The sequence below is a fragment of the Streptomyces sp. NPDC051976 genome, assembly GCF_040680795.1.
In the GTDB taxonomy this organism is placed as follows: domain Bacteria; phylum Actinomycetota; class Actinomycetes; order Streptomycetales; family Streptomycetaceae; genus Actinacidiphila.
This window is the reverse complement of the sequence record NZ_JBFAXL010000002.1, coordinates 250269-267230: the sequence shown is the minus strand read 5'-3', so window position 1 is coordinate 267230 and position 16962 is coordinate 250269. Positions and strand designations below refer to the sequence as shown.

Sequence of the window (16962 nt, the reverse complement as noted above, 5' to 3'; positions counted from 1 at the left end):
ATGAGCGGGAGTGACTCCACGTCACCGCATGCTGTTGCGGCATGCCCTGCGCACCCAGCCCCTCCGCGCCCTGTCCCCCACCCCTCGCACCCGCTCCGGAGCCGCAACCGTGCCTCGCGCTCGTACTCCGCACCGCACTTGTCCCCGTGCCCGTTCCCGTAGTCGATCCCTTGCCACTCTGCTGGCGGCCGTACTCGGCATCAGCCTCCTGCTGGGCGCGACCGGACCGGCTCACGCGGCCCCCTTCCCCGGCGGGCCGGCGTCCCATCCCGCCGCACTGCCCGAGGTCACCCTCGCCCCCGGGCCCGGATTCCCCGCCCACTACGCGGCGCCGTACGTCGAGGTGTGGAACAGCCCCTCGGCCATGGAGAGCGCCAGAGCCGCCACGGGGCTGAAGTACTTCACACTCGCCTTCATCATCGACGGCGGCCGCTGCGACGCCGCGTTCAACGGCGACACGCCCGTCTCCAGCAGCGGCTGGACCTCGGCGATCAGCAGCCTGCGCGCTGCGGGCGGGGACGTCATCGCCGCCTTCGGCGGGTCGGGCGGCACGGAGATCGCCCGGTCCTGCTCCTCGGTGTCGGCGCTGAAGGCCGAGTACAAGCGGGTGGTCGACACGCTCGGCCTGACCCGCCTGGACTTCGACATCGAGGGCACCACGCTCAACAACACCAGTGCCAACGACCGCCGCAACGCCGCGCTCGCCGAGCTCCAGCAGGAGTACGCGGCCGCGGGCCGCAAGCTCGACATCGACTACACCCTGCCGGTCAGCCCCACCGGCCTGCTGGCCAACAGCCTCAGCCTGCTCAACAACGCCAAGAGCCATGGCCTGGACATCACTTTGGTCAACATCATGACGATGGACTACGGACCGTCGATGGACATGGGCAACGCCGCGATCGGCGCGGCGAACGCCGTGCACACCCAGTTGGGGCAGCTCTGGCCCGCCAAGTCCTCGGCCCAGTTGTGGGCGATGGAGGGCAACACCCCCATGGCGGGCGTCAACGACTCCACGAACGAGGTCTTCACCACCTCGGACGCCGTCGACCTGACGGCCTTCGCGAAGGAGAACGGCATCCAGGAGCTGTCGTTCTGGTCGCTGGGCCGCGACAGGACCTGCGCCAGGAACGGCACCCTGTCGGACACGTGCAGCGGCACACCGCAGGCGGCGTACCAGTTCTCGACCACGTTCAACACGGTCACCGACAGCGTCGGCGCCGCCGCCCCGCCCGCGCCCGAGTAACTCCCGGGCCCCGGGCCCCGACCCGCCTGCGCCGTGGTCCGTGCAGAACGGCCCGCTATCGGGGGTCGGTCGGGGGCCGCAGCCCGGCGAAGGCGAGGTCGAGGATGTGGGTGGCGATGTCGGGGGTGATCGGCCGGGTGCGGAAGAGCAGCCGGTAGTAGATCGGGCCGTAGAGGAGCTCGATGACCTCGTCGAGGTCGACGTCGTCGCGGAGTTGGCCGGCCTGCTGCGCGGACTCCAGCCGCTTGCGGCAGGCGGCGACGCGGGGCCCGATGATGCCGTCGATCAGCGTGCGGCTCAGCGACGGGTCGCTCTGCGCGGCGCCGACCAGCCCGGCGAATCCGGCGAACTGCGGGTTGCCGAGCAGCTCCGCCACACCGTCCATCTGGGTGCGGAGGTCGGTGACGATGTCCCCGGTGTCGGGGAACTCCAGCGTCTGCCCGGCGCGCTCGCCCAGCGCTTCGAGGACCACCGCGCCCTTGGACGGCCACCACCGGTAGATGGTCTGCTTGCCGACCCCGGCGCGCTTGGCGATGGCCTCCACGGAGGTGGCCTGGAACCCCGGGTCGGCGGTCAGCTCCAGTGCCGCGGCCAGGATCGCCTCTCTGGCACGGTCGCTGCGTCGTTCTGAGTTCGGAGTCACGGGGACAGCCTATCAAGGAGACGGACCGTCTCGTCTTGACGGCGGACGGCGGGAGGTCTAGATTCCTTCTCGCAAGACGACCCGTCTCGTCTTGCGGTTTCTCGAACGATCCCACCCTTCCTTCGCCGTCCCCGCCGTGCCCGGCGGCGCGGCCGATCGCGCACGCCCGCGTGCCGAGAGGACTCTCATGAACGACGCCACGACCCGGCGCTACGCCGGACTGTTCGGGATCATCGCCAGCCTCTTCATCGTGGTCCAGGTGCCCTTGTACTTCCTCTACTCTGGGGCGCCGCCCGACTGGGACATCCTGACCCGCGCCCTGCTCGGGATCACCGGGTGCACGCTCTACCTCGTGTTCTTCGTCGGCCTGCGCCACGTCATCGAGCGGGCCGACCCGGCGGCATCCCTGCCCGCCTCGCTCGTCCAGATCTCCGGACTGCTGTGGGTCGCGATGGTGTTCGTCCCGCAGTCCATGGAGGCCGGGGCGGCGATCTCCATCGACCACGACATCGACACCACCACCGAAGGGCCGTACGCGGCAGCCCAGTACCTCATGCAGGGGGCCACTCCCGCCTGCTGATGGCGCTGTTCCTGGTCTCCCTCGGCATTGCCGTCCGCCGCTACGCGGTCCTGCCGCGCTGGGTGGGCACCAGCGCGTACGTCCTGGCGGTCATCAACCTCGCCTTCGTTCCGGCGGTCTTCTTCGGCGACGACGCCTCGCACTTCTACAGCGCGCAGGGCTGGGGAACCACCGCCACCATGGGCGCCTTCTGGAGCATCTGGACGCTGCTGGTCAGCGTGAGCACCCTCCGCAGCGCCCGCCGCACTCCCGCCACCCCAACCTCCACCCGCACGCCGGCCCCGGCCGCCACCTACGCCTGACCGACCGCCCTGCCCACCCACCCCGACAACACGACAACACGACAACACGACAACACGGTCGGCATCGTGAGTCACGATGCCGACCGTTTCGTCGGTACTTCGCTGTGCGCGAGGGGGGAGTTGAACCCCCACGCCCTTTCGGGCACTGGAACCTGAATCCAGCGCGTCTGCCTATTCCGCCACCCGCGCATGGGTGCTGCCGTGCGATTCTCACACACCGCGCGGACCTGGTGGTCCGGGTGGTGCGGGAGCGCCTCCCGACATCCAGAAGATTAGCACGACGTCAGGGGCGGAATCACATCCGTTTGGGCCTGCGGGCGGGCGGCCCGCCGCCCGGGGATCGGGTGGGCGTCACCGGACCCTCACCGGGCCCTCACCCAGGCGCCACCTGCCGCGTGTCCGTGGCCCCACGCGTCACAAGGTGGGCGGCGCCCGGCGCGGGGGGTGCATGGGACGGCTCGCGGTTGCGGGACACTGGGACGGTGGACAGAAGGCGCATCTACCATCCCAGTGGGTAGGAGGCACAGGAGGCGCGGGCGGAGTGGTGGCCGACTGTGAGTGTTGACACTGCCCTGAACAGCGGGATCAGGGAACCAGCTCTTTTTCCCGCGCGTGGATACGATCAGTAAGCAGTATCGGAAACTGTCCGGCCGGAAGGTCCCGAGGAGGGAGGTGCCCCGTGGGAGTTCTGAAGCGCTTCGAGCAGCGCCTGGAGGGCCTGGTCAACGGCACCTTCGCCAAGGTGTTCAAGAGCGAGGTACAGCCCGTCGAGATCGCGGGCGCGCTGCAGCGCGAGTGCGACAACAACGCGACGATCTGGAACCGCGACCGCACCGTGGTCCCCAACGACTTCATCGTCGAGCTGAGCGCCCCCGACTACGAGCGGCTGAGCCCGTACGCGGTGCAGCTCGGCGACGAGCTGGCCGGGATGGTCCAGGACTACGCCAAGCAGCAGCGCTACACCTTCATGGGCACCGTGAAGGTGCACCTGGAGCGGGCGGAGGACCTGGACACGGGCCTGTACCGGGTGCGCAGCCGCACCCTCGCGTCCAGCGAGTCCCAGAACCCGCGCGGACAGCAGCAGGCGCCGCAGCAGGGCCAGCAGCAGTACGGCCAGCCTCAGGGACAGCCGTCCTCGTACCAGCAGCAGGCGCCGCAGCGGCCCACGTACGCGCAGCCCGGATCGCCGCAGCGGCCGTCCGGTCCGCCGCCGATGCCCGTCGCGCCGCCGCCCGGCGGCCGGCCCGGTGTGGCGCCGGTCACCCGGCTGCCCGGCACAGGGGCGCCCGCGGGATCGCCGGGCGCCTCGGCGCGCCGCTGGATCGAGATCAACGGCAACCGCCACCAGATCTCGCGTCCGACGCTCGTCCTGGGCCGTTCCACGGAGGCGGACGTGCGGGTGGACGACCCCGGAGTGTCCCGGAAGCACTGCGAGATCCGGGTCGGTACGCCCTCGGTGGTGCAGGACCTCGGGTCGACAAACGGCATTGTGGTGGACGGACAGCACACCACCCGCGCTACGCTCCGCGACGGCTCCCGCATTGTCGTGGGGAGCACCACCATCGTGTATCGGCAAACCGAAGGGTGAAGCGGGGGCAATGTCAGAGCTGACCCTGACGGTCATGCGGTTGGGTTTCCTCGCCGTTCTGTGGCTGTTCGTGATCGTCGCGGTGCAGGTCATCCGCAGCGACCTGTTCGGAACCCGGGTGACCCAGCGCGGAGCGCGCCGCGGGGACGACCGGTCGCGCCCGCCGCAGCAGCGGCAGCAGCAGGCGCCCGCCGCCGCGCAGGCCCAGCGGCAGCCCGCGCAGAACAACCGCCAGCGGCGCGGCGCCCCCACGAAACTGGTGGTGGCCGAGGGCTCACTGGCCGGTACGACGGTGGCGCTGCAGGGTCAGACGATCACGCTGGGCCGCGCGCACGATTCCACAATCGTGCTCGACGACGACTACGCGTCGAGTCGGCATGCCAGGATCTACCCGGACCGCGACGGACAGTGGATCGTCGAGGACCTCGGATCCACGAACGGCACCTATCTGGACCGCAACCGGCTCACGACGCCGACACCGGTTCCGCTGGGTGCGCCGATCCGCATCGGCAAGACCGTCATCGAGCTGCGGAAGTAGTCGCACTATGGGCGAGCGGAGCCACGACGCGCGAGCGAGAGGGTGGGCAGCGTGCGGATGTACCCGGAGCCGACGGGGGAGGTGCGCATGTCTCTGAGCCTGCGTTTCGCCGCCGGTTCGCACAAGGGCATGATCCGCGAGGGGAACGAGGATTCCGGTTACGCCGGTCCCCGTCTGCTCGCGATCGCCGACGGGATGGGCGGCCAGGCCGCCGGTGAGGTCGCCTCGTCCGAGGTGATCTCCACCATCGTCACGCTCGACGACGACATCCCCGGCTCCGACATCCTGACCTCGCTCGGCACCGCCGTGCAGCGGGCCAACGACCAGCTGCTGCAGATGGTCCAGGAGGACCCGCAGCTGGAGGGCATGGGCACCACGCTGACCGCCCTGCTCTGGACCGGCCAGCGGCTCGGCCTGGTGCATGTCGGCGACTCCCGCGCGTATCTGCTGCGCGACGGCGTCCTCACCCAGATCACCCAGGACCACACCTGGGTGCAGCGGCTGGTCGACGAGGGCCGGATCACCGAGGAGGAGGCCACCACCCACCCGCAGCGCTCCCTGCTGATGCGCGCGCTGGGCAGTGGCGAGCATGTCGAGCCCGATCTGTCGATCCGCGAGGTGCGGGTCGGCGACCGGTATCTGATCTGCTCCGACGGCCTCTCGGGCGTCGTCAGCCACCAGACGCTGGAGGACACCCTCGCCGGGTACCAGGCGCCGCACGAGACCGTGCAGGAGCTGATCCAGCTCGCGCTGCGCGGCGGCGGTCCGGACAACATCACCTGCATCGTCGCCGACGTGCTGGACACCGACGACGGCGACACGCTGGCCGCGCAGCTCAACGACACCCCCGTGGTGGTCGGCGCGGTCGCCGAGACGCAGCTCCCGCTGAACGACCCGCGCCATCTGCAGACCCCGGCCGGCCGCGCCTCCGAGCTCGGCCGTACGCCGCCGCCGCAGCAGGCGGGGCCCGCGGGCTCCTTCGGGCCGCCCGGCAGCGGTGACCCCGCCGCGGGCGGCATGCTGGGCAGCTTCGGCAGCTACGGCGAGGCCGACGGCAGCTTCGAGAAGCCCGGCAAGAGCCGTAAGTGGGTCAAGCGCAGCCTGATCTCCGTCGTGGTGCTCGCGGTCATCGGCGGCGGGCTGTACGGCGGGTACGCGTGGACGCAGACGCAGTACTACGTGGGCGCCAAGGGCGACCATGTCGCCGTCTACCAGGGCATTGACCAGAAGCTGGCGTGGATCAGCCTGTCGAAGGTCCACCAGGACCGCCCCGACATCGAACTCAAGTACCTACCGGCCTACCAGCAGAAGCAGGTCCAGGACACCATCGCGCTGAGCAGCCTCGGCCAGGCCACCGACAAGGCCGACGAGCTGGCCCAGCAGGCCGGGGTCTGCAAGAAGGTCGCGAACGCCAAGACGCTCGCCGACAAGGCCAAGGCGGCCACCAAGGCCGCCGAGGACGGCGTGGCGTCGACCGGCGGGGCCACCGGCGGCGCCGGTGCGGGCAGCGGCAGCACGGGTACGACCGGCACCAAGAAGGCCACCACGCCGACCACGAAGCCGACGCCCACCCCCACGCCTTCCCCGACCACACCGCTGACGCCGGACGAGAAGAAGCTGGCCGAGCAGTGCGGGACGGGGCAGCAGTGACAGCAGGAGGAGTCGGCTCGTCATGAGCGCCAGCAACACCACCACCATCACGTCGGTCGGCGCGCCCAACCGGCGCAACACCGAACTGGCGCTGCTGGTCTTCGCCGTGCTCATCCCGGTCTTCGCCTACGCCAACGTCGGTCTCGCGAAGAACGGCTCGGTCCCGGCGGGACTGCTGGCGTACGGGGTGGGCCTCGGCACGCTCGCGGGCATCGCGCATCTGCTGGTGCGCAAGTTCGCGCCGTACGCCGATCCGCTGATGCTGCCGATCGCCACGCTCCTCAACGGCATAGGTCTGGTGCTGATCTGGCGGCTCGACCTGGAGCCGTCGATCACCACGGCGCAGCTCGGCGGGCCGATGGCCCCCAAGCAGCTGATGTGGTCGGCGCTGGGAGTGGCGCTCTTCGTGGGCGTCCTGGTCTTCCTCAAGGACCACCGCATCCTCCAGCGGTACACGTACATCTCGATGATGCTGGCGCTGGCCCTGCTGGTCGCGCCGATCTTCTTCCCCGGTGTGAACGGCGCGAAGATCTGGGTGACGCTCCCCGGAATCGGCTCGCTCCAGCCGGGAGAGTTCGCCAAGATCGTCATCACGGTCTTCTTCGCCGGGTACCTCATGGTCAAGCGGGACGCGCTGGCGCTGGCCAGCCGCCGCTTCATGGGCCTGTACCTGCCCCGCGGCCGCGACCTCGGCCCGATCCTGGTCATCTGGGCGATGAGCCTGCTGATCCTGGTCTTCGAGACCGACCTCGGCACCTCGCTGCTCTTCTTCGGCCTCTTCGTGATCATGCTCTACGTGGCCACCGAGCGGACGAGCTGGATCGTCTTCGGCCTGCTGCTCAGCGCGGGCGGCGCGGTCTTCGTGTCGACCTTCGAGGCGCACGTCAAGGAGCGCGTCCAGAACTGGCTGCACCCGCTGAAGCTGGCCTCCAACGGCGGTGTCACCGAGACCGCGCAGACGATGTACGCCTTCGGTTCCGGCGGCATCTTCGGCTCCGGTCTCGGCCAGGGCTACTCGCGGCTGATCGGCGGTATCGCGCCCAAGAGCGACTACATCCTGGCCACCGTCGGCGAGGAGCTGGGCCTGGCAGGGCTGATGGCCGTCCTGCTGCTCTACGCACTGCTGATCGAGCGCGGGGTGCGCACCGCGCTCGCCGCGCGCGACCCGTTCGGCAAGCTGCTGGCGATCGGCCTGTCCGGCGCCTTCGCGCTGCAGGTGTTCGTGGTGGCCGGCGGCGTCACCGGGCTCATCCCGCTGACCGGTATGACCATGCCGTTCCTGGCTCAGGGCGGTTCCTCGGTGATCGCGAACTGGGCGCTGGTTGCCATCCTGCTGCGGATCAGCGACACCGCCCGGCGCCCGGCCCCCAGCCCGGCCCCGTCCCCCGATGCCGAACCGACCCAGGTGGTGCGTACCCAGTGAACAAGCCCCTGCGACGGGTCGCGGTCTTCTGCGGACTGCTCGTCCTCGCCCTGCTGCTGCGCGTGAACTACGTGCAGTTCGTGCAGGCCGACCAGCTCTCCAACGACGTGCACAACCGCCGGGTCGCCATCAACCAGTACGCCCAGCCGCGCGGCGACATCATCGTCGACGGCAAGGCGATCACCGGCCACACCGAGACCGACGGCAGCGACTTCAAGTACAAGCGCACCTACGTCGACGGCCCGATGTGGGCGCCGGTCACCGGTCACGCCTCGCAGGCGTTCGGCACCACCTTCCTCGAGGGCGTCGAGGACAAGTTCCTCACCGGCAGCGACGACCGGCTGTTCTTCAACCGCACCATCGACCTGCTCACCGGCAAGCAGCGGCAGGGCGGCAACGTGGTGACCACGCTGAACGCCAAGGCGCAGCAGGCCGCCTTCAAGGGCCTGGGCAACTCCAAGGGCGCCGTGGTGGCGATCGACCCGCGCACCGGCGCGATCCTGGCGATGGCCAGCACCCCGTCGTACGACCCGTCCAGCATCGCGGGGAACTCGGCGAAGGACGAGAAGAACTGGGTCGCGCTCGACAAGAAGAACGACCCGGACGACCCCTCGCAGAACCGGGCGCTGCGCCAGACGTACCCGCCGGGGTCCACGTTCAAGCTGGTCACGGCCGCCGCGGCGCTGGAGAACGGCTCGGTCACCGACATCAACAAGCCCACCGACTCCCCGCTGCCGTACACCCTGCCGGGCACCCACACGCCGCTGAACAACGAGGGGAACATCCCCTGCAAGAACGCCACGCTGAACAACGCGCTCAGGTACTCGTGCAACACCGTCTTCGGCAAGCTGGGCGCCGAGCAGGTGGGCCTGCAGGGCATGGTCGACGAGGCGGAGAAGTTCGGCTTCAACCAGGAGCAGTTCCTGCCGGTCCGCGCGGACAAGAGCAACTTCGACACCAAGATGAGCAAGGACCAGGTCGCGCTCTCCTCCATCGGCCAGTTCGACACGGCGGCGACCCCGCTGCAGATGGCGATGGTGGCCTCGGCGATCGCCAATGACGGCAAGCTGATGAAGCCGTACATGGTCGACAAGCTGGTGGCGCCGAACCTGAGCACCATCGCCCAGACCAACCCCAGCCCGATGTCCCAGCCGCTGACCCCGCAGAACGCGCAGAAGCTCCAGGCGATGATGGAGAACGTGGTCAACCAGGGCACCGGCACCAACGCGCAGATCCCCGGGGTGCGGGTCGGCGGCAAGACCGGTACCGCGCAGCACGGCGTGAACAACGACCAGAAGCCCTACGCGTGGTTCGTCTCGTACGCCATGACCGACCAGGGTTCGCCGGTCGCCGTCGCCGTGGTCGTCGAGGACAGCTCGGCCAACCGCGACGACATCAGCGGTGGTGGACTGGCCGCGCCGATCGCCAAGCAGGTGATGCAGGCGGTGCTCGGGAAGTGAGTGTCGGCCGTGCGCGGATCAGGTACCGGTCGGGTATCGGCGTACGGACGGGAAGCGAATGCGATGGGCACGCCGGGTACCGTATGCCCGAGCATTCGATGGGTATGGTTAACGGTTTTCGGTCAAGAACGGGTTTGAGGAGAGGGCAGAGCTATGGAAGAGCCGCGTCGCCTCGGCGGCCGGTACGAGCTGGGCTCGGTGCTCGGCCGTGGTGGCATGGCCGAGGTGTACCTCGCCCATGACACCCGCCTGGGCCGCACGGTCGCCGTGAAGACGCTGCGGGTGGACCTCGCCCGTGACCCGTCGTTCCAGGCCCGGTTCCGCCGGGAGGCCCAGTCCGCCGCCTCGCTCAACCACCCGTCGATCGTCGCCGTGTACGACACCGGCGAGGACTACGTCGACGGGATCTCGATCCCGTACATCGTCATGGAGTACGTGGACGGCTCGACCCTGCGTGAGCTGCTGCACTCGGGCCGCAAGCTGCTGCCCGAGCGTGCCATGGAGATGACTGTCGGCATCCTCCAGGCCCTGGAGTACAGCCACCGGGCGGGCATCGTCCACCGCGACATCAAGCCCGCGAACGTGATGCTCACCCGCACCGGCCAGGTCAAGGTCATGGACTTCGGCATCGCCCGCGCGATGGGCGACTCCGGCATGACCATGACGCAGACCGCGGCCGTCATCGGCACCGCCCAGTACCTCTCCCCCGAGCAGGCCAAGGGCGAGCAGGTCGACGCGCGCTCCGACCTGTACTCGACGGGCTGCCTGCTGTACGAGCTGCTCACCGTCCGGCCGCCCTTCGTCGGCGACTCCCCGGTGGCGGTGGCGTACCAGCACGTACGCGAGGAGGCGCAGCCGCCGTCGGTGTACGACCCCGAGGTCACGCCCGCGATGGACGCCATCGTGCTCAAGGCGCTGACCAAGGACCCGAACTACCGGTACCAGTCCGCGGACGAGATGCGGGCCGACATCGAGGCCGCGCTCGACGGCCAGCCGGTCGCCGCCACCGCCGCGATGGGCTCGGTCGGCTACGGCTACGGCTACCCCGACAACCAGGCCACCACCGCGCTGCCGCAGCAGGCCGACCAGCACACCTCGATGCTGCCGCCGATGCGCGAGGACGACGGCGGCTACGGCTACGACGACCGCCCGGACCGCCGGCGCGGGAAGAAGAACGGCGGCAACCACACCTCGACGGTGCTGCTGGTCGTGGCGGGCATCCTGGTGCTGGTCGGCGCGATCTTCCTGGGCAAGGCGATCTTCGGCAAGGACAACACGGCCGACGGCGGCACGGTCCCGAACCTGGTCAACAAGACCTTCGCCGACGCGCAGGCCTCGGCGACCAACGTCGACCTCAAGGTCGTCAAGGGCGCGGCCAAGTTCTGCGACAACGTGGACAAGGACCTGGTCTGCGCGCAGAACCCGGCGGCGAACGCCGCGGTCCCGTCGGACAAGACGATCACCGTCTTCCTGTCCAAGGGCTCGGCGCCGATCGCGGTCCCGGACGTGAAGAACGACACGTACGACAACGCCAACGCGGAGCTGACGGCCAAGGGCTTCCAGGTCACGCAGAAGACCCAGGTCTCCACGACGAAGGACCCGAACACGGTCCTGAGCCAGGACCCGAAGGCCGGGACGCTGCGTCCCAAGGGCAGCACGATCACGCTGACGGTCGCGATCGCGCCGAAGAAGGCCACCCCGACCAACGTCAAGGGCATGACCTTCGACGCCGCGGTCGCCGCGCTCAAGGCGCAGGGCTTCACCAATGTGAACAAGGCCCCGCAGGACCAGCCCTCCACGGAGACGCCGCAGGGCAGCGTCATCAGCCAGACCCCCGATCCGGGCTCCGGTGACCAGTCGCTGGACACCCCGATCACGCTGACCGTCTCCTCCGGGCCGCCGCAGTCCCAGACGCCGCAGGGCCAGGTGCCGGGCGACCTGGTGGGCAAGACGGTCAAGGACGCCCGGGACGAGCTGAACGCGCTCAATCTGAACCTGCAGATCAGCGCGGTCGGCCCCGGCGGCAACCCGGTCGGCGACAACGCCCACGTCTTCGCGGTCGACCCCGGTGCGGGCACTCAGCTGCAGGAGGGCCAGCCGGTCAGGCTCACCGCCTTCGGCGGAGGCCAGGGCGGCTAGCCGCTCACCGGTAAGGCACGGACACAAGGCGGGCGGGGCTTACGCAGTGCGTAGGCCCCGCCCGCCTTTTGCGTGCGCTTCCTTTGTGCGTCTTCTCCGTCCGGCCCTTTCCCGGCACCAGGGCGCCGGGAACTACCTCAGCTCCACCGGCAGCGTGCGCGCGGCGTCGACCTTCTGGGTGCGGACCAGCTCGCCCCAGACGACGTAGCGGTAGCGGGAGGTGTAGACGGGCGTGCAGGTCGTGAGGGTGATGTAGCGGCCCGGCTTGGTCTTGCCGGACTCCTTGGGGACCTGGTCCGTCACGGCCACGTCGTACTTCGACGTCTGGTCGAGGATCTTGTAGACCTTGTAGATGTACCAGGTGTCCTTGGACTCGAAGACGACCGCGTCACCGTCGTGGATCTTGTTGATGTTGTGGAACTTGGCGCCGTGGCCGTCGCGGTGCGCCGCGAGCGTGAAGTTGCCGGTCTTGGCCCAGGGCAGCGCGGAGGGCGTGGGGTCGGTGTAGTACCCGGCGACACCCTCGTTGAGCACTTCGGTGGACGTGCCCTTCTTGACCAGGAGGTCGAAGTTCTTCCCCATGGCCGGGACGTGCAGGAAACCTATGCCGTCCCGGGTGTCGAGGGCGCCGGGGGCCTGGGGCGCGGAGGCCCACTCCTTGCGCACCTTGTCCGCGGCCTTCTTCTCGTGCCGGTCGGCCAGCACGTTCGTCCACCACAGGGAGTAGACGACGAAGAGGGCCAGGATCACCCCGACCGTGATGAGGATCTCACCGAGGACGCTGATGGTGGCCGCGATGCGTCCCCGCCCACCGCGGCGCTGTGTCGTCGTCACTCTGTTCCGTTCTATTCGATCAGGGCGTCGGGCTTGCCCTTGCTGCGCGGCCGTTCCTCCACCAGCTTGCCCCAGACGATCAGCCGGTTGGTGCTGGTGAACTCCGGGGTGCAGGTGGTCAGCGTGATGTAGCGGCCGGGCCCGGTGAAGCCGGAGCCGGGCGGCACGGGGTTGATCACCGACGTGTTGCCGGGCGGTGTGGACGGCAGCGTCTTGGTGACGACGTACGTGTAGTACATGTTGGCCGTCTCGACCACGATCTTGTCGCCGGGTACGAGGTGGTTGATGTAGCGGAAGGGCTCGCCGTGGGTGTTGCGGTGGGCGGCGACCGCGAAGTTGCCGGTCTTGTCCCACGGCATCGCGGTGTTCTGGGCCCCGTCGTAGTGGCCGATCATGCCCTTGTCGAGCACGTTGTGCTTGGAGACGCCCTGCGCGATGGGCGCCTTCACGTCCAGCTTGGGGATGTACATGATCGCGAAGCCCTGGCCGGGGGAGAAGGTGCCGGGGACCCGGTTCGGGTCGGCTCCGGCGGCGTCCCACTGGTGCTGGAGGTGGTTCGCGGCGCCGTTGGCCTCCTGGTGGGCGCGGACGTTGGTCCACCAGAGCTGGTAGGTGACGAAGAGCAGCATCAGGACGCCGGTGGTGATGAAGAGCTCGCCGACGATACGGCTCGCGATGACCGCGGGGCTCTCCTTGGCGGCCTTCGCGGCCCGGCGGGCCTCGACCCGGCTGAGCGGTGCCGACGCCGCCTCCTGGGTGCCGCCGCTCGCCGCGGCACCACCCGCCGTACGGCCGCCTGCCCGGTGGCCGCCACCGTGACCACCGCCATGGCCACCGCCCTGCCGCGCGGCCTTCCTGCGGGCCGCTCTGCCCCCGTCGGGGGGCGGCGGGACGAAGAGCGGCGGCTCCGGTGCGTCCCGCCCGTCCGGCGCAGGGTCTGCGGGCTCCTGCTCGGTCACCAGCGGCAGTACCGCGGTGTCCCCCGCCCCGGCCGCCACCGGCTGGAGCGGGGCGGCGGGCGCCTCGTGCGGCGCGGGCGTCTCGTGCGGGCGGAACCACGGCGAGGTGGGGGCGTCCGGCGGCGAGGGGACCAGTGCCTCGGGCATCGCGGGTGGTGCTTCGCTGACCGCCGGGGGGCGGCCGGGGAGCGGGTCGTTCAGGGGGTCGTCGAGCTGTTCGACGACGGCTTTGAACTGCCCGGTGTCCTCATAGGACATCGGGCCGTCGGCGGGGCGCTCCGGGCGGAGCGTGGTCACACCCCTGCCCTCCCCCCCACGACCGGAGCCAGGCCCTCGGAGCGGGCGACAGCGCCCGGGTAGCCGCATTCCGCAAGCCAGTTGGCGAGCATCCGGTGCCCCCACTCGGTGAGCACCGACTCGGGGTGGAACTGCACGCCCTCCACCGCGGCGTCCCGGTGCCGCAGGCCCATGATGATGCCGGACTCGGTCCAGGCGGTGACCTGCAACTCGTCGGGTACGGTGTCGCGTTCGACGGCGAGCGAGTGGTAGCGGGTGGCGGTGAACGGCGTCGGCAGCCCGGCGAAGACACCGGCCCCCTCGTGCGTCACCAGCGAGGTCTTGCCGTGCAACAGCTCGGGCGCCCGGTCGACCACGCCGCCGTACGCGACCGCCATCGACTGCAGCCCCAGGCACACGCCGAAGACGGGGACGCCGGTGGAGGCGCAGTGCCGCACCATGTCGACGCAGACGCCCGCCTCTTCCGGGGTGCCGGGGCCCGGCGACAGCAGCACGCCGTCGAATCCGTCCTGGGCGTGGGCGAGTTCGACCTGGTCGTTACGGCGCACCTCGCACTCGGCACCGAGCTGGTAGAGGTACTGGACGAGGTTGAAGACGAAGCTGTCGTAGTTGTCCACCACGAGAATGCGTGCGCTCATCGGACAGCGGCCATCCCGTTGTCTACGGTGACGTCGTTGAACGGCAGCAGCGGCTCCGCCCAGGGGAAGACGTACTGGAAGAGGACGTAGACGACGACCAGCGCCAGCACGAGCGAGATCAACGCCTTGACCCACGCGTTGCCCGGCAGATGCCGCCAGTACCAGCCGTACATGGTGTGCCTTCCTTCCCGCTTCTCCGGGAACAGAGTAAAGGGAGATCGGCGGGGAAGGGGGACCGGCCGGACAAAGGCTCGGCATGCGTTGGCCAAAGAACGGGGGCCGTGCGGCGCGGGAGAGGCCCTAGGGCGCGGGGGTGGCGTACCGCAGGTCGATGGTGCCGGTGTAGCCGGGAAGGGTGACCCGCTTGTCTGTGTCGACCTTCCAGCCGAGACCGTACGCGTTGACGTACTGCAGGTAGTTCTGGATCGCCGGGCTGTCGTTGATCGCCTTGCGGAGTTTCGCGGGGTCGCCCACGGCGGTGATGCGGTAGGGCGGCGAGTAGACGCGGCCCTGGAGGAGCAGGGTGTTGCCGACGCAGCGGACCGCGCTGGTGGAGATGAGCCGCTGGTCCATGACGCGGACGCCCTGGGCGCCGCCCTGCCACAGCGCGTTCACCACGGCCTGCAGGTCCTGCTGGTGGATGACCAGGTCGTTGGGCTGCGGGTCGGGGACGCCGGGGACCAGGGCCACCGCGTTGGGCGGGGCGTCGTTGAGGGTGACGTCCACCGCGGGGCCGGTCAGCGGCCGGGTGCCGGCGGCCTGGTCGAGCGCGGCGAGCCTGGCCCGCTCGGCGGCGCTGATGCCGCTGCCCTGCTGGGTGAGCCGGTCGACGTCGGCGCGGACCCCGGCGAGCTGCGCGTCGAGCTGCTGGTTGCGGGTGTTCTTGGTCTTCACGGTGTCGGACAGCTTCGGCAGCGGGTCGTCACTGCGGATGTCGACGCCCTTGGCGGTGTCGAAACTCGTCCAGAAGATCAGTCCGGCCAGCGCGAAGACTCCCGCACTCAGCACCCGCAGCGCTACGGTGCGAGTAACAGGACGGGAGCTGGGGGTGGGGGAGGCGTCGCCCGAATCCGTCACCGTACCCTTGCTCCTTATAACCCGAGGAAGTACTACGCTAACGGACGCCCGGCAGCGGTAGTGACCCTTACCAGGCCCGATATCCGCCCGGATTACCCCTAGATACCCGCGCGGTCACGCAGCGCATCGACAGGAGAGCCCCTCGTGCCGAAGTCACGGATCCGCAAGAAGGCCGACTTCACTCCGCCCCCGGAGAAGACCGCCACCACCATAAAGTTCGGCACCACCCGCAACTGGGTCGCCCCGCTGATGCTGGCGTTCTTCATTGTCGGGTTGGCCTGGATCGTCCTGTTCTACGTGACGCAGGGCAGCCTGCCGGTCGACGCCCTGGGCAACTGGAACATCGTGGTGGGCTTCGGCTTCATCGCAGGTGGGTTCGTCGTTTCCACGCAGTGGAAGTAGTTGTCCACAGGCACTCCCGCCAGGGGTCCGGACGCTTGTCCACACCGTTATCCACAGTGGGGAAAAGGTCGGAAGATCTGTGGATAACCTCTACGAGGTTGACGCCGGTACGACCGGTGGCCGCTCGACGGGCCACCGGTCTTTCGCTGTTCTGCCGCCGATCTTCCGGTAGTTGCGCAGGCAGAACGGAGAAACCGCAGCTCATCCACGGGTGGGTGACGCTTCGTACGACCGTTCCCACCGCCTGTGCACAACATGCACAGGATCAGGTACACGCTGTGGATAACGTGTGATCAACGCCAGTGGACACGGGGCTCAGGAAGTGACCTGCGCCACAGCGATCCCGGTGAGGACGAGCGAGACGACCAGCACGGCCGCGCAGGTCCCCCACTGCACCAGATCGCGGCGCTCGCGCGGCGCGTAGGCCATCCCTATGGCGACCACCGTGCCGGAGACCAGCCCGCCCATGTGACCCTGCCAGCTCACGTTGGCCCAGGTGAAACTGAAGAAGATGTTCAGGGCGAGCAGGATCAGGATCGGGCGCATGTCGTAGCGCATCCGCCGCATGTAGACCGCGGTCGCGCCGAACAGCCCGAAGATGGCGCCCGAGGCACCGAGGGTGAGCGCGTCCGGCGCGATCAGCAGTACCAGCGCGCTGCCGCCGAGCGCCGACACCAGGTACAGCGCCAGATAGCGGGTCCGGCCGAGCAGCCGCTCCAGGGGAGCGCCGATCCACCACAGCGACAGCATGTTGAAGCCGATGTGCCAGTACTCCTCGTGCAGGAACGCCGAGGTCAGCACCCGGTACCACTGGTCGGGGCCCTGGGCGACGCCGATGCAGGTCTGCTGGCCGGTGAAGGGGCTGGTGCCGCACTGCGCGTACAGCCCGAGGTCGAGGGCGAGCCGGTCGCCGTAGATCTTCACCAGCAGGAACACCAGGACGTTCAGGCCGATGAGGATCTTGGTGATCAGGAACGGGTCGGCCGCCACGGTGCCGCCGGCGACCGTACGCGGCGCCGCGGTCCTGCGGTGGGCCTCGCCGACGCACTCCCGGCACTGGAAGCCCACCGACGCGCTGACCATGCACTCGGGACAGATCGGCCGGTCGCAGCGCGTGCAGCGAATACCGGTCTCCCGGTCCGGGTGCCGGTAGCAGCAGACCGCCTGGTCCATGATCCTTCTCCCCTTC

The 16962-nt window shown here is 69.5% G+C and carries 17 protein-coding genes and 1 tRNA gene; 10 read left to right on the top strand and 8 right to left on the bottom strand.

The features are described 5' to 3' along the window. The first annotated feature begins 109 nt into the window (after positions 1 to 109). Positions 110 to 1243: a chitinase gene (locus tag AB0M29_RS03530; protein ID WP_365378226.1), complete on the top strand. Its 1134-nt coding sequence runs from the start codon at positions 110 to 112 to the stop codon at positions 1241 to 1243. A gap of 55 nt (positions 1244 to 1298) precedes the next feature. Here the strand turns inward: AB0M29_RS03530 and AB0M29_RS03525 are convergent, their stop codons facing one another. Next, positions 1299 to 1886, bottom strand: coding sequence for a TetR/AcrR family transcriptional regulator (locus tag AB0M29_RS03525; protein WP_365378223.1), 588 nt, complete (start codon positions 1884 to 1886; stop codon positions 1299 to 1301). Positions 1887 to 2073: 187 nt separating this feature from the next. On the opposite strand from AB0M29_RS03525, the gene AB0M29_RS03520 reads away from it, so the two are divergent. Both AB0M29_RS03520 and AB0M29_RS03515 read left to right on the top strand, forming a co-directional pair. Then, on the top strand, positions 2074 to 2466 hold the full coding sequence (locus AB0M29_RS03520; RefSeq protein WP_365378221.1) for a hypothetical protein: 393 nt from the start codon (positions 2074 to 2076) through the stop codon (positions 2464 to 2466). Then, a complete protein-coding gene (locus tag AB0M29_RS03515; protein WP_365378218.1) occupies positions 2466 to 2768 on the top strand; it encodes a hypothetical protein in 303 nt (100 codons plus the stop codon). Before AB0M29_RS03520 ends, AB0M29_RS03515 begins: the two co-directional genes overlap by 1 nt. A 105-nt stretch (positions 2769 to 2873) precedes the next feature. Here the strand turns inward: AB0M29_RS03515 and AB0M29_RS03510 are convergent. Then, positions 2874 to 2957 (bottom strand) — tRNA-Leu (locus AB0M29_RS03510). Between the two features lie 490 nt (positions 2958 to 3447). On the opposite strand from AB0M29_RS03510, the gene AB0M29_RS03505 reads away from it, so the two are divergent. The 6 genes from AB0M29_RS03505 to pknB all read left to right on the top strand — a co-directional run bounded on the left by AB0M29_RS03505 (position 3448) and on the right by pknB (position 11566). Continuing rightward, a complete protein-coding gene (locus AB0M29_RS03505; RefSeq protein WP_365378216.1) occupies positions 3448 to 4356 on the top strand; it encodes a DUF3662 and FHA domain-containing protein in 909 nt (302 codons plus the stop codon). A gap of 10 nt (positions 4357 to 4366) precedes the next feature. Continuing rightward, the gene (locus AB0M29_RS03500; protein ID WP_365378214.1) at positions 4367 to 4894 is read left to right on the top strand and encodes an FHA domain-containing protein; all 528 of its coding nucleotides are present in this window, start codon (positions 4367 to 4369) and stop codon (positions 4892 to 4894) included. Positions 4895 to 4951: 57 nt separating this feature from the next. Further along, a complete protein-coding gene (locus AB0M29_RS03495; protein ID WP_365378609.1) occupies positions 4952 to 6544 on the top strand; it encodes a Stp1/IreP family PP2C-type Ser/Thr phosphatase in 1593 nt (530 codons plus the stop codon). Between the two features lie 22 nt (positions 6545 to 6566). Further along, on the top strand, positions 6567 to 7967 hold the full coding sequence (locus AB0M29_RS03490; protein ID WP_365378212.1) for an FtsW/RodA/SpoVE family cell cycle protein: 1401 nt from the start codon (positions 6567 to 6569) through the stop codon (positions 7965 to 7967). Then, entirely contained in the window at positions 7964 to 9427 is a 1464-nt protein-coding gene (locus tag AB0M29_RS03485; protein ID WP_365378209.1) for a penicillin-binding protein 2, read from the top strand. Before AB0M29_RS03490 ends, AB0M29_RS03485 begins: the two co-directional genes overlap by 4 nt. 153 nt (positions 9428 to 9580) lie before the next feature. Further along, on the top strand, positions 9581 to 11566 hold the full coding sequence (gene pknB, locus AB0M29_RS03480) for a Stk1 family PASTA domain-containing Ser/Thr kinase (protein ID WP_365378207.1): 1986 nt from the start codon (positions 9581 to 9583) through the stop codon (positions 11564 to 11566). Between the two features lie 132 nt (positions 11567 to 11698). On the opposite strand, the gene AB0M29_RS03475 is transcribed toward pknB, so the two are convergent. From AB0M29_RS03475 to AB0M29_RS03455, 5 genes are all read right to left on the bottom strand, one after another. Next, complete coding sequence (locus tag AB0M29_RS03475) at positions 11699 to 12400, bottom strand: class E sortase (protein WP_365378204.1); 702 nt, start codon at positions 12398 to 12400, stop codon at positions 11699 to 11701. Between the two features lie 11 nt (positions 12401 to 12411). Beyond that, complete coding sequence (locus AB0M29_RS03470) at positions 12412 to 13617, bottom strand: class E sortase (RefSeq protein WP_365378607.1); 1206 nt, start codon at positions 13615 to 13617, stop codon at positions 12412 to 12414. Between the two features lie 35 nt (positions 13618 to 13652). After that, complete coding sequence (locus tag AB0M29_RS03465; RefSeq protein WP_365378201.1) at positions 13653 to 14294, bottom strand: aminodeoxychorismate/anthranilate synthase component II; 642 nt, start codon at positions 14292 to 14294, stop codon at positions 13653 to 13655. Then, complete coding sequence (locus AB0M29_RS03460) at positions 14291 to 14467, bottom strand: hypothetical protein (RefSeq protein WP_365378198.1); 177 nt, start codon at positions 14465 to 14467, stop codon at positions 14291 to 14293. Before AB0M29_RS03460 ends, AB0M29_RS03465 begins: the two co-directional genes overlap by 4 nt. 127 nt (positions 14468 to 14594) lie before the next feature. Continuing rightward, a complete protein-coding gene (locus AB0M29_RS03455) occupies positions 14595 to 15308 on the bottom strand; it encodes a DUF881 domain-containing protein (protein WP_365378604.1) in 714 nt (237 codons plus the stop codon). A 207-nt stretch (positions 15309 to 15515) separates the two neighbouring features. On the opposite strand from AB0M29_RS03455, the gene crgA reads away from it, so the two are divergent. Further along, positions 15516 to 15773, top strand: coding sequence for a cell division protein CrgA (crgA, locus tag AB0M29_RS03450; RefSeq protein ID WP_365378195.1), 258 nt, complete (start codon positions 15516 to 15518; stop codon positions 15771 to 15773). 315 nt (positions 15774 to 16088) lie between these two features. On the opposite strand, the gene AB0M29_RS03445 is transcribed toward crgA, so the two are convergent. After that, the gene (locus AB0M29_RS03445; RefSeq protein WP_365378193.1) at positions 16089 to 16946 is read right to left on the bottom strand and encodes a rhomboid family intramembrane serine protease; all 858 of its coding nucleotides are present in this window, start codon (positions 16944 to 16946) and stop codon (positions 16089 to 16091) included. Positions 16947 to 16962: the final 16 nt, after the last annotated feature.

Coding starts and splice junctions, on each gene's coding strand:
- AB0M29_RS03520 (WP_365378221.1), top strand. CDS start 2,074: ATGAACGACGCCACGACCCGGCGCTACGCCGGACTGTTCGGGATCATC.
- AB0M29_RS03515 (WP_365378218.1), top strand. CDS start 2,466: ATGGCGCTGTTCCTGGTCTCCCTCGGCATTGCCGTCCGCCGCTACGCG.
- AB0M29_RS03500 (WP_365378214.1), top strand. CDS start 4,367: ATGTCAGAGCTGACCCTGACGGTCATGCGGTTGGGTTTCCTCGCCGTT.
- AB0M29_RS03495 (WP_365378609.1), top strand. CDS start 4,952: ATGTACCCGGAGCCGACGGGGGAGGTGCGCATGTCTCTGAGCCTGCGT.
- AB0M29_RS03490 (WP_365378212.1), top strand. CDS start 6,567: ATGAGCGCCAGCAACACCACCACCATCACGTCGGTCGGCGCGCCCAAC.
- pknB (WP_365378207.1), top strand. CDS start 9,581: ATGGAAGAGCCGCGTCGCCTCGGCGGCCGGTACGAGCTGGGCTCGGTG.
- AB0M29_RS03470 (WP_365378607.1), bottom strand. CDS start 13,617: ATGTCCTATGAGGACACCGGGCAGTTCAAAGCCGTCGTCGAACAGCTC.
- AB0M29_RS03465 (WP_365378201.1), bottom strand. CDS start 14,294: ATGAGCGCACGCATTCTCGTGGTGGACAACTACGACAGCTTCGTCTTC.
- AB0M29_RS03460 (WP_365378198.1), bottom strand. CDS start 14,467: ATGTACGGCTGGTACTGGCGGCATCTGCCGGGCAACGCGTGGGTCAAG.
- AB0M29_RS03445 (WP_365378193.1), bottom strand. CDS start 16,946: ATGGACCAGGCGGTCTGCTGCTACCGGCACCCGGACCGGGAGACCGGT.